Origin of the sequence: Paenibacillus sp. SZ31 (genome assembly GCF_012912005.1) — a bacterium.
Classification (GTDB): Bacteria; Bacillota; Bacilli; order Paenibacillales; family Paenibacillaceae; genus Paenibacillus.
The window spans coordinates 56,207-67,997 of record NZ_JABBEA010000023.1 but is presented as its reverse complement, the minus strand read 5'-3'; the positions used below and the strand labels follow the sequence as shown (position 1 = coordinate 67,997).

At 48.0% G+C, this 11,791-nt stretch carries 13 protein-coding genes; 1 reads left to right on the top strand and 12 read right to left on the bottom strand.

The genetic code is table 11. The features are described from left to right. Positions 1–212 precede the first annotated feature (212 nt). Entirely contained in the window at positions 213–764 is a 552-nt protein-coding gene (locus tag HF638_RS26960) for a hypothetical protein (protein WP_169483021.1), read from the bottom strand. A gap of 80 nt (positions 765–844) precedes the next feature. Here HF638_RS26960 and HF638_RS26955 point away from each other — a divergent pair, with 80 nt between their 5' ends. Then, complete coding sequence (locus HF638_RS26955) at positions 845–1,441, top strand: TetR/AcrR family transcriptional regulator (RefSeq protein WP_348982176.1); 597 nt, start codon at positions 845–847, stop codon at positions 1,439–1,441. Between the two features lie 84 nt (positions 1,442–1,525). Here the strand turns inward: HF638_RS26955 and HF638_RS26950 are convergent, their stop codons facing one another. The 11 genes from HF638_RS26950 to HF638_RS26900 all read right to left on the bottom strand — a co-directional run bounded on the left by HF638_RS26950 (position 1,526) and on the right by HF638_RS26900 (position 11,658). Then, on the bottom strand, positions 1,526–2,863 hold the full coding sequence (locus HF638_RS26950; protein ID WP_145153615.1) for a TrkH family potassium uptake protein: 1,338 nt from the start codon (positions 2,861–2,863) through the stop codon (positions 1,526–1,528). A gap of 139 nt (positions 2,864–3,002) precedes the next feature. Then, entirely contained in the window at positions 3,003–4,514 is a 1,512-nt protein-coding gene (lysS, locus tag HF638_RS26945) for a lysine--tRNA ligase (RefSeq protein WP_169483020.1), read from the bottom strand. Between the two features lie 116 nt (positions 4,515–4,630). Then, the gene (gene greA / locus HF638_RS26940) at positions 4,631–5,110 is read right to left on the bottom strand and encodes a transcription elongation factor GreA (RefSeq protein ID WP_169483019.1); all 480 of its coding nucleotides are present in this window, start codon (positions 5,108–5,110) and stop codon (positions 4,631–4,633) included. Positions 5,111–5,361: 251 nt separating this feature from the next. Beyond that, the gene (dusB, locus tag HF638_RS26935) at positions 5,362–6,381 is read right to left on the bottom strand and encodes a tRNA dihydrouridine synthase DusB (RefSeq protein ID WP_169483018.1); all 1,020 of its coding nucleotides are present in this window, start codon (positions 6,379–6,381) and stop codon (positions 5,362–5,364) included. 95 nt (positions 6,382–6,476) lie between these two features. Continuing rightward, positions 6,477–6,671, bottom strand: a complete 195-nt coding sequence (locus tag HF638_RS26930) for a helix-turn-helix domain-containing protein (RefSeq protein WP_445255390.1) — start codon at positions 6,669–6,671, stop codon at positions 6,477–6,479. Then, a complete protein-coding gene (gene folK / locus HF638_RS26925) occupies positions 6,632–7,180 on the bottom strand; it encodes a 2-amino-4-hydroxy-6-hydroxymethyldihydropteridine diphosphokinase (protein ID WP_169483016.1) in 549 nt (182 codons plus the stop codon). Before folK ends, HF638_RS26930 begins: the two co-directional genes overlap by 40 nt. Positions 7,181–7,189: 9 nt before the next feature. After that, positions 7,190–7,552 carry a dihydroneopterin aldolase gene (gene folB, locus HF638_RS26920; protein ID WP_062838071.1) on the bottom strand — a complete coding sequence of 121 codons (363 nt, stop codon included), beginning with the start codon at positions 7,550–7,552 and terminating at the stop codon, positions 7,190–7,192. A 115-nt stretch (positions 7,553–7,667) separates the two neighbouring features. Then, a complete protein-coding gene (gene folP / locus HF638_RS26915) occupies positions 7,668–8,531 on the bottom strand; it encodes a dihydropteroate synthase (protein WP_169483015.1) in 864 nt (287 codons plus the stop codon). Then, complete coding sequence (locus tag HF638_RS26910) at positions 8,528–9,412, bottom strand: aminotransferase class IV (RefSeq protein WP_169483014.1); 885 nt, start codon at positions 9,410–9,412, stop codon at positions 8,528–8,530. Before HF638_RS26910 ends, folP begins: the two co-directional genes overlap by 4 nt. Position 9,413: 1 nt before the next feature. Beyond that, positions 9,414–9,989 (bottom strand): aminodeoxychorismate/anthranilate synthase component II, encoded by a 576-nt coding sequence (gene pabA, locus HF638_RS26905; RefSeq protein ID WP_169483013.1) that lies wholly within the window; start codon positions 9,987–9,989, stop codon positions 9,414–9,416. Positions 9,990–10,044: 55 nt separating this feature from the next. Continuing rightward, the gene (locus tag HF638_RS26900) at positions 10,045–11,658 is read right to left on the bottom strand and encodes an anthranilate synthase component I family protein (protein WP_169483012.1); all 1,614 of its coding nucleotides are present in this window, start codon (positions 11,656–11,658) and stop codon (positions 10,045–10,047) included. Positions 11,659–11,791: the final 133 nt, after the last annotated feature.

Genomic DNA, 11,791 nt, shown 5'->3' with positions numbered 1-11,791 from the left:
AGCTCTTTTTTTAAGTTTCTTTCGAAGCTTATTTCATTTGCTTGCCGCACCGTGTAAACCGTGTTTTCTTGGCCGGAATTAGAATATACCATGTACAGTTTTTGATTGCAAGTCTTTTTTTGAATTTAAACTATCGATCTATTTGATCCCAATTGGACGTACATGTGGTATTCTCCCAACTTAGCTTGTTTCTATGCACGTCCATTTGTTTTTTATCGTTTAGCATTCCGGACTGGAACCTTTCTTGGCCATAAACTATAGCTAAAGCTTATCAGAAAATCGATACCCAGTATCATTCCCCACACTTTAATCAGGTTATAGAAGACGGCTGTCCGCTCAGCATCACCAATCCACCATATCATGGTGAATAGAAATACGCTGCCTATAGACCAAGCCAAAAGATGTCTAACCCATCCCCTGCGCTCACGACTTGCATGTTCTCTGCCATATAATTTGCTGCTACGAGGATTCTCCCCGCCTTTGAACCAATATAGGAAGTATCGATCTGCCCAAGCGATCATCTGATGACCATAAGCAACGCTTACCCCTATATACACTGCAGCAATACCATGAATCACGCCTGCTGTAGCTCCGCGCTGAAGATCTATAACTGTAGCTACTAGCAATAACAGATCCACAATCGGTGTTGCCATTAACAAACCGATGCCTAACCGCTTCATGCCAAGGATATACCTGACACTCAGACCAGCAAACACAAACACCCAAAAGGCAATCTCACAACCTATAATGAAATAACCAATCATTCCAGCCCCTCCTTTTATGATACAAATATATTAAATATAATTTAGCACGTGTGTACTATAATAATCAACGATGTTATACTATGCCTATGCCAAAAATTGTTGATCACGATAAACAACGTGTGCTCGTGGCCGAGGCAGCTTGGCGTATTATACGAAGAGATGGCATGGAACAGGCCTCTGTTCGGAATATTGCTGAAGAAGCAGGAATTTCGGTCGGTTCGATGCGTCACTACTTTTCTACACAGTCGGAACTACTACTATATGCCATGAATCTGGTATCCGAACGGGTATCCCGTCGGGTCCAACAAATGTCCTTCACTGGCTCTCCCATGGACAATATGAAATGCCTATTGCTTGAGTTCTTACCAAATACGGAAGAAAAACTGGCCGAAATGGAGGTGTGGTACGCTTTTACAGCCAGATCCAATACTGATTCTAAGCTCAAGGAACTTGCCGATACAGTGTATGATGAACTCCGACAAGCTGTAGGCTCTGTTATCACTTACCTGATTAAACTTGATCTCTCCATACCTGATCTGAACAAAGAACTGGAGATCGAGAGATTGTATGCACTGGTGGATGGCTTGGGTATACATACCGTGCTTAGACCCGATCAGATGAATGCCAAGCTCATGGACGATGTTCTCACCTTGCATCTTGCTTCCTTGTGTCGTTAAACAAAAAAACCGCAGTACATTCGTTGTGACTAAAGCCTGTTACGATCACAGGAGTTAGTTCTGAATGTCTGACGGTTTTTCTTTTTATCCGATAATGATCCGGCCCTCCGGATGACGATACAGTTTCTTCTCTTTGCGCGGACGAAGGGCATACGCGATGGTTAATGGCCCAATCCGACCTACAAACATGGTAAAGGTGATAATGATTTTTCCCCAATTGGTCAACTCATCGGTTACTCCCACGGAAAGCCCCACCGTACCGATTGCGGATGCAGCTTCAAACATCAGTGAAAGGAATGGCGCATCCTCTGTCGTAAGCAGAAGCATCACCACAATCATGAATATGATCAGCGAAACCATAATAATGGTCAATGCCCTCATAAGCAGTTCCTTCGGAACACGTTGGCGGAAAAAAACGATATCCTTATTCCCCCGAATCATGGCATACACCGCACCGATCATGATCAGGAATGTAGTCGTCTTGATTCCGCCCCCAGTCGATCCCGGGGATGCCCCAATAAACATCAGCAGGATGAAGAAGAATTGGGTAGCCTGCCTCATCTCCGTGATATCGATGGTACTTGTTCCAGACGAACGTGTAGAGACAGACTGGAAGAAGGACGCATAGATCTTCTCGCTCCAGGTGAGTGAAGCCAGTGTGTGTCCATTGGTGAATTCAAAAACAAACAGTACAATCGCTCCTATCCCAATCAATGCTCCCGACACAGACAGCACCAGTTTGGACTGTAGGGAAAGGCGACGGCGTTTGCGATACTCAAACAGATCATTCAATACAACAAAGCCGAGTCCACCAGAGACAACAAGTACAGAAGCGGTCAGATTGAATATCCAGTCTCCGGTGTAGTATTGAAAGCTGTTGCCGAACAAATCAAAGCCGCCATTATTAAACAATGAAACAGAGTGAAATATTCCATAGTATACGGCCTGACCAAACGGCATCTCCGTTGCCCAGCGCAGCGCCAGTATGACAGCAGCCACCCCTTCAATGGTAAAGGAGAAAATCAGCACCTTACGGATAATGCGTACGATCCCTTCCATACTGTCTGCATTAATGGCTTCTTTGAGCAACAGCCTGTCTTTGAGCGAGATTCGCTTGCCCAATACTAGCGCAAAAAGGGTAGCCATGGTCATGAAGCCGAGCCCACCGAGCTGCATTAATACCATAATGACAATCTGACCAAACAAATTAAACGTCGTCCCAACATCCACAACGACTAGTCCAGTCACACATGCGGCAGAGGTTGATGTAAAGAGAGCATCAATAAACGCCAAATGCTCACCGCTTTGGTTGGAGATTGGCAACATAAGAAGCACCGTTCCAATCGCAATAATAAGCAGAAAGCCGCCGACCAGGATTAACGGAGGGGATAAGAATTTGGCAAAGTGAAGCCTGAACTTCATGAAGGGCACCTCTTTTAACAAAATACGAACAGGTTAAACTTAATAAATCCGCCTATGTAAACCTAAAGAGGAACTTGCCCCAGCATGATACTGAACGGCAGGTTCCTCTTCTATTATGAACGTATAATACGTTCCTTATTTAATCTTGCGTACGAGGACGCATGTGCGGGAAGAGCAGTACGTCACGAATCGACGGGGAGTTGGTAAGCAGCATGATCAGACGATCAATACCGATTCCCAGTCCGCCTGTTGGTGGCATACCATATTCGAGCGCACGGATGAAGTCGTCATCCATGTCATGAGCTTCGTCATTCCCATGTTCTTTCTCCAGCATCTGTGCTTCAAAGCGCTGACGCTGATCGATTGGATCATTCAGCTCTGTGAAGGCATTGGCATGCTCGCGTCCAACGATGAACAACTCGAAGCGATCCGTGAAGCGTGGATCTACATCGTTTTTCTTCGCAAGCGGTGAAATTTCAAGAGGATGTCCCATAATGAATGTCGGTTGAATCAACGTTTCTTCTACAAACTCTTCGAAGAACGCATTCAGAATGTGTCCGAATGTCATATGCTTCTCAACCGGAACCTTATGCTCCTTCGCCAAGCTGTGTGCTTCCTCATCCGTCATGTGTACAGAGAAGTCTACGCCCACAACTTCCTTAACTGCATCCACCATCGTAACACGGCGCCACTGCGGCTTAAGATCCACTTCATAATCGCCATACTGGATCACTTGCGTACCCAATACTTCCTGTGCGATATGAGCAACCAGATTTTCAGTCAAATGCATGATATCTTTGTAGTCGGCATATGCCTCATACAATTCAATCATCGTGAACTCCGGATTGTGACGTGTGGACATCCCTTCGTTCCGATATACACGGCCGATCTCATATACCTTCTCCAGTCCGCCAACAATAAGACGTTTCAGGTGAAGCTCAATCGCGATCCGCATGTACAGTTCCATATCCAGCGCATTGTGATGCGTGATGAACGGACGTGCTGCGGCTCCCCCGGCGATGGTATGCAACGTAGGTGTTTCCACTTCCAGATATCCAAGGGAATCCAGGTAACGACGCATCGATTGAATGATTTTGGAACGTGTGATGAACGTTTGTTGTACGTCCGGGCTCATAATCAGATCAACGTAACGCTGACGGTAACGCAGTTCAACGTCCGTGAGACCATGGAATTTATCCGGAAGCGGATAGAGCGATTTCGACAGCACTTCAAGATCTTTAACTTTAACAGAAGTTTCTCCTGTTTTGGTTTTAAAGATCACGCCTGTTACCCCAACAATATCGCCAAGGTCCAGCAGGCTGAATGCCGCATACTTATCTTCAGGCACGGTATCCTGACGAACATAGATCTGGATTCTGCCGCTCAGGTCCTGAATATGCGCAAAGCTTGCTTTACCCATTCCCCGCTTCGCCATAATCCGTCCGGCAATACTGACTTCGATGTGCTTCTCTTCCAGCTCTTCCTTGGTCAGTTCTTCATACTTCTTCAGAATGGAGCCGGCTTCTTCGGTACGTACGTATTTTTGGCCAAAAGGGTCGATCCCCAATTTGCGGAGCTCGTCCAATTTGTCACGGCGAATTTGTAAAAGCTCGCTAAGTTCGGTTTCCTGATTCAAGACTTCATCCGTCATGATCTGTATTCATCTCCTTATTTACATTGCAGGCATCGCGAGAGGACGCTCTTCCTCAAATGTTGAAAAAGCTTCCCTAAGGAAGCTTTTGTTTACCGTGCCCAACTGCTTCGTTGCTATAGCTTTTTAATGTCTATAATTTTATATTGAATTACGCCAGCAGGCACACTTACATCAACAACTGTACCTTTTTTCTTGCCGAGAATCGCTTTACCTACAGGGCTCTCATTCGATATCTTGTTCTGAAGCGGATCTGCCTCCGCAGTACCTACAATCGTATATTCCGTGATGTCGCCAAACTCCAGATCTTCTACAGTGACGGTTGCACCCACGCTTACAGCATCGGTATCGATCTCGTCGCTGTTGATAATGCGCGCGTTACGAAGCAATTTCTCCAACGTGATTACACGTCCTTCAATGAAAGCTTGCTCATTCTTCGCGTCTTCGTATTCAGAGTTTTCACTGATATCTCCATACCCGATGGCTACCTTAATCCGTTCAGCCACTTCGCGGCGCTTCACTGATTTCAATGTTTCCAATTCTTCTTCCAGCTTCTTGAGTCCTTCTGGTGTAAGGATAACTTCCTTGTCGCTCATCTCAACCGATTCTCCTGTCATGGGAATAATTTGATTGTACGGCAACGGAATCAGTGCTTGTTACAGAGCTCCGCTCGCATACATCTTCAAAACTATATGAAGTTCTCCAGAGAAATAGAATATTCCTCCTGATGCTATAGCCTTATTAACGCACATGGCGAATTTTATACTGAGAAATTATAGGGGAACGATCTCGAAAAGTCAATGTTACGTCCCCTATAGCTGTAAACGTTTTACAGCTACGTTTACGATTAAGATGCATTTCCGGCCATTACCGGTTCTGACTCCAAATTACCTTCGCTTTTCAGCTGATCCACAAAGTTCTCCAGAATCTGTACCATCTCATCCCGCTTGGTTCCTTCCATAATAACGTCCTTGATGCGGGCAGATCCTTTCAAGCCTTTCAAATACCAAGCCAGATGTTTACGCATCTCGCGTACGGCAACCGTTTCGTTCTTCAGTGCGATCAGGCGATCCATATGAAGGATGGCAACACGAATCTTCTCTTCGCCATTTGGGTCAGGAAGCAATTTACCGGTGCTTAAGTATTGAATGGTACGATACAGCATCCATGGATTACCCAGGGCGGCACGACCAATCATAACTCCGTCACAACCTGTTTCATCCAGCATACGGCGCGCATCCTCTGGTGTATGAACATCGCCATTGCCGATCACCGGAATAGAGACAGCCTCTTTTACATCTTTGATGTGTGACCAGTCAGCTGTGCCTGTATAGAGTTGCTCACGCGTACGACCGTGTACACTTACCGCCTGCCCACCAGCACGTTCAACCGCGAGCGCATTCTCAACTGCGAAGATATGCTCGTTATCCCAGCCGATACGCATTTTGACTGTCACCGGCTTCTCAACCGCGTCCACAACAGCAGATACCATCTCGTAGATTTTGTTAGAATCAAGCAACCAACGTGCGCCTGCATCACATTTCGTCACTTTTGGCACGGGGCATCCCATGTTAATGTCGATGATGTCTGCATTGGTTTCTTTGTCCACAATTTTGGCTGCTTCTACGAGGGAATCACGATCTCCCCCAAAAATCTGAAGGCTCAGCGGTTTCTCACGCTCATCTACAAACAACATCTCGCGTGTACGCTGGTTACCATGGACGATGGCTTTGCCACTCACCATCTCCGCACATACGAGGCCTGTTCCAAATTCTTTTGCGATCAAACGAAAAGCCGGATTACATACGCCAGCCATCGGCGCAAGTACGACCTGATTTTTCATTTCAATGCCACCAATGTTAAGCACGGTAGTCGTTCCACTCCTTTTTTAATTCTGTATATATCAAGATATAATGATCGATCAATGTCTTTGTTGATGTAGGATGACGAAACAAAACGGTCCTACTTGCCTTGCAACTCCTCGATACTGATCGACAGCACTCCGGAAATTCGATCCAGCTCTTGCTGTGTTACCTTACGGTTCCCCCGCTCAATAGTTCCCAGAATGGCCAGCGAGATGCCGGTCTCGGCAGCAAGTTCATGTTGTGTTAAACCTTTCAGCTTCCGGAATGCCCGGATTCGATTGGCCAATTGCATGTTTTCCAAAGCTGTATTCCATCCTTTCCATCCAGTACAGACAACGATGAGTGTACAAAGGTATATAGACCTGATTCCTCGCCCTCCGGTACGATATCCGACAACGGTACCAGCACAAAAGCCCGTTCGCCCATACGGGGATGTGGCAATTGAAGCAATTCGGTTTCTCGCGTCTCACCATGCATCCAGAGCAGATCCAGATCAACGGTGCGCGGTCCCCAGCGAATATCACGAACACGACCGAGTCGGTTCTCGATATCCAATAATTCCGTAAGCAACTGCTCCGGTGTCAGCATCGCCTGTACGGCGACTGCCATATTCAGAAAAGCTGGCTGATCTACATATCCTACAGGCTCCGTCTCATATAGCGCAGAACAGCGCAGAACGGATATATGAGGGTGTTCATCCAGCAAGGACAATGCTTCAAGCAGTGTCTGTTCCCGGTCGCCCAAATTGGCCCCTAAAGCAATATAAGCCTCTGAAGATTCAGAGGTCGAATGTGCAATCATGATCGGTTCTCACTTTCTTGTGCGGCGAAGCTCTACCGTTACGCCCTCAAAATGAATATCGAATGGCGGATGTGGCTTCGTCACCTTGACTGTCAATGCATTGATAATAGTATAAGTGTCTAGTAAAGAAGATGCAATATGTTCGCCCAAAGCTTCAATTAACTGGAATGATTTATTCTCAACAATCTGTTTTACCAGCTCATGGATCTCAGCATAATTGATCGTTTTGGTCAGATCATCGTTACGTCCAGCCTCACTCAGGTCCATGTCAATCTCCAGATCAATATAGTACCGCTGCCCAAGCTTCCGTTCTTCTGCAAAAACGCCATGATATCCGTAATACTCCATACGGTGCAACACCATTCTATCCATACGATCCGCCTGCCCTCTATATATATTGAAATAGTTCTATTTTGAAGTCATCCCTTTACTTTGCCTTTGAAAAACGCTGCGCTTCCACTGGACGGGTCACTCGGACCCGCCAGCATTATTTCCTCCGTAGACCCGGAGAAGCATATAACATGGCATCACACATGTCTGCCGTCCGCCGAATCGGCTTCACATCATGAACCCGAACCATCTGGCAGCCTTGGGCAATGCCAAATGCAACAGTCGCAGCCGTTCCTTCCAGCGCATCATCCGCACCGACATCCAGGGTGTTCTGGATGAATCTTTTGCGTGAGGTGGCGAGCAGAACGGGATAGCCCATTTCATTGAGCAAACCGAGCGATGACATAAGCGCCAGATTTCCCTTCAGATCCTTCACAAAACCAATGCCGGGGTCAAGGATAATCTGATCTGCTTTCACTCCGGCTGTTAACGCAATCTGTATGCTCTCCTGTACATCGCTGACGACATCACTCAGATAATCGGTATAATCTCGCTCCTGCCGATTATGCATGAGAATGATGGGACACCCCAGCTCTGCTGCCGTACGGGCCATATCTGGATCTGCTTTTGCGCCCCACACATCATTAATGATATGAGCACCCGCTAGAATGGCCTGACGCGCAACATCGGCCTTATACGTGTCTACCGATATTGGAATGTGCGGGGCTTGCTGATGCAATGCTTCAATAACTGGAATGATCCGGCTAAGCTCTTCATCGGCGCCCACGACATCTGAACCTGGACGGGTGGACTCCCCGCCGATATCAATCAGGTCCGCGCCGTCCTCCATCATCTGCTTGGCATGGGCAACCGCCCGCTCCACATTGGTATAACGTCCACCATCCGAGAACGAGTCAGGCGTGACGTTAAGAATGCCCATAATCTGTGTTTTTGACCCCAGCTTCAACTCAGCTGGCCCCCATGCATAGTTCCGTTCATAGATGACAGGTGTAAGTGTCATGAAGTATACCCCGCTTTCTGCCGGTACATACCCAGAAGGACTGCTGTAACCGGGCCAATATGTCTGTTGCTAATTATCGTTTCGGTTCCACCCTGATCCCGCAGAGTTGTCACCGGGACCAGTTCTGCCACCGAGCCGGTTAGAAATATTTCATCTGCTTGCAGTAAAACCTCCCAAGCCGCTAGTGTTTCTATGCAGGGGATCCCTCGCTGCGTAGCAATCTCAAGTACCACAGCTCTCGTGATGCCCGGCAGAATGCCGGTTGAGAGCGCTGGCGTGTAGAGTACATTTTCCCGTACCCAGAACACATTGCTGACAATGCCCTCAGCGACATGACCATCACGGGTTAATTGTAGCCCTTCTGCACCTTGGACATACTGCCCGTACCCGTTCAGCTCTCGTTTCGCCAGAATGCTGTTCATGTAATGCAGCGACTTGAACCGCACGTCTCCTTCGGGCGTATTGCGAGGTGTAGACAACCGTTGGAGCATTTTGCCGCTCTCATATACAGAGGGAGAGGGTTCAGGTAATGCTTTTGCCAGTACAATATGATTCGGCTTCGAATAATCACCAGCAGGTAAGCCTAGCGGTGCTTCACCCGCTGATACCGTATAACGAACATACGCATCCTGAAGTCCGTTTGCATCCATCAAGCGTTGAATCCAATCTGTCACCTCTGACGGAGTCGTTGTAAAAGGAATGCCCAGTTCCTCACATCCCGAAGCCATCCGCTCCAGATGCCGTTCCAGAAGATAAGGGGCCCCCTGATACGTCCGGAACGTCTCAAACAGGCCCAGTCCGTACAAAAAGCCGTGATCCGTTACAGGAACCACGGCTGCCGCCATATGAACCAACTCTCCGTTTATCGCGGCATATTGCATGTTATACCTTCACTTGTTGGGACAGGAAATTGCGAAGCATCTGGTGACCGTGGTCTGTAATAATGGATTCCGGGTGGAATTGAACCCCTTCAATTGCATATTCTTTGTGGCGCAGACCCATAATCTCACCTTCGGCTGTCTCCGCTGTAATCTCCAGACATTCAGGCAAGCTGCTGCGCTCCACAATCAGGGAGTGATAACGGGTAGCTGTGAATGGAGATGGCAATCCGGCAAATACCGATGTTCCATTATGATGCATCTCGGATGTTTTGCCGTGCATCATGCGCTCCGCACGAATGACATTACCGCCAAACGCTTGCCCAATGGACTGATGCCCCAGGCACACACCAAAGATCGGGATGCTTCCCTTGAAATGATCGATGACTGCCAGGCTAATACCCGCTTCGTTTGGTGTACAAGGACCCGGAGAGATCAGAATATGATCAGGTGCCAGTGCCTCTATGCCTGCCAAATCAATCTCATCGTTGCGGCGAACTTCCACCGTCTCACCCAGTTCACCCAGATATTGAACCAGGTTGTACGTGAAGGAATCGTAATTATCGATAACCAGTATCATATGCCTGCTCCTCCTCATCTTCCGTCAACGCAAGTGACGGTTGCTTCGTTTTATTTTAGTTTAGTTTAACAGCTTCCGTTCGTTTCGCATGTTCATGTTCGACAGCTCTGTCCGCTTCCGCCTCTTCGCTGTAGTTCACAGCTCTCATCATCGCTCTTGCCTTATTGCGGCATTCCTTGTATTCCCGATATGGATCGGAATCAATAACAATACCTGCACCGGCTTGTACATAGCCAATGCCATCCTTGATGGCAAGCGTACGAATGACGATGTTCAATTCCATATTTCCACTGTAATCCATCCACCCGATGGAACCCGTATATGGTCCACGCCGCACAGGCTCAAGCTCCTCGATAATCTCCATGGTGCGCACTTTGGGCGCTCCTGTAATCGTTCCACCCGGGAATGTCGCAGCGATCACATCAAATGCCGATAATCCTTCTGCCAGCCTGCCTTCCACTTGGGAAACGAGATGCATGACATGGGAATACTTCTCGATGGTCATCAATTCCGGCACATGAACCGAACCGTAGGCCGCAATACGTCCGATATCATTACGTTCCAGATCGACGAGCATAATATGCTCCGCCCGTTCCTTCTCACTGCTGAGCAGTTCATCCGCCATAGCTTTATCCTCTGCTTCATCACGGCCCCTTCTTCGGGTCCCTGCGATGGGACGTGCACTGACTTTGCCATTCTCCACTTTGACCAGAAGTTCGGGAGATCCACTTACCAGTTGAAACTCTGGACTACGCAGCATACCCATATACGGTGATGGATTCACAAGGCGCAGCCATTCATAAATATGCTCAGCGCTCGAATGAAGCCGCTTCTCCTGTCTTAAGGACAGATTCACCTGGAACACATCGCCCTGCCTGATATATTCCTGTACCGTACGCACAGCTTGTTCAAAGTCCTCCTGGGGAAAGGAGGTTTCCCATCCTTCCGATTCCCTTTCCGCATCTTCAGGCTGCGGTGTACGATTGACCTGCTTGTTGCGGCGTTCCAGTGCCTGCTGTTGTTCCTCGGCCTGTGCAGCCCCCATAATATGAAGCCAACGTTTCTGCATCGCTGTCGCTCGTGTTTCTGCCGCTGAATATAGGCTAAGGATATCCGTTTCGTTCCGGTTAGGCTCTATAGCCAGATGAACCATGCAGAAAAGTGCCTGCTGCTCATGGTCATACGCCCATATTTCTTCAAAGCGCATCCACCAATAATCCGGCAAAGCCGGGTTATCTTCAGCCATAACTGGAAGCTTCTCCAACGATCTTGCTACATCGTAGCTGAGATAACCTGCGTATCCACCCCCAAAGTCTGGAGCCCCATTAACCTTGGGTGCGCTATACGGCGCAGTCCATCTCTTCAATACATCAAGCGGCTTGCCGCTGTCTGTCGAGGTGGTTCCTTGCGTCACATCATGAATAATCGCTTCTTGACCTTTACCGGAAATAACGGATACGGGGTCTAACCCCAGAAATGTATATCTCCCGCCTTTGCCATTCTCCAGCACAATTGCGTATGGTGACGCCTGCTCCCAGGCTGCCTCCCACGATAACGGTAAACCGCCATGATACGGTCCCTCATCCGACTTCGTGATATAGGGCATCATGGTCCAGCCTTGTCCAGCCCACTCCGTCCAGTCGGCGTATGTTGTCATCAGGTGTGTCATTGCGGTGTGCCGCCCTCCATCTGTCGCTAGTTCTATTGTCTGATAGTATACTAAAGCGCCGCCCCTTTTAAAAGCATTACGCCAAAAATCCTCCATACCCGTCATACGGGCAAGGAGGATTGGTTTTGTCATT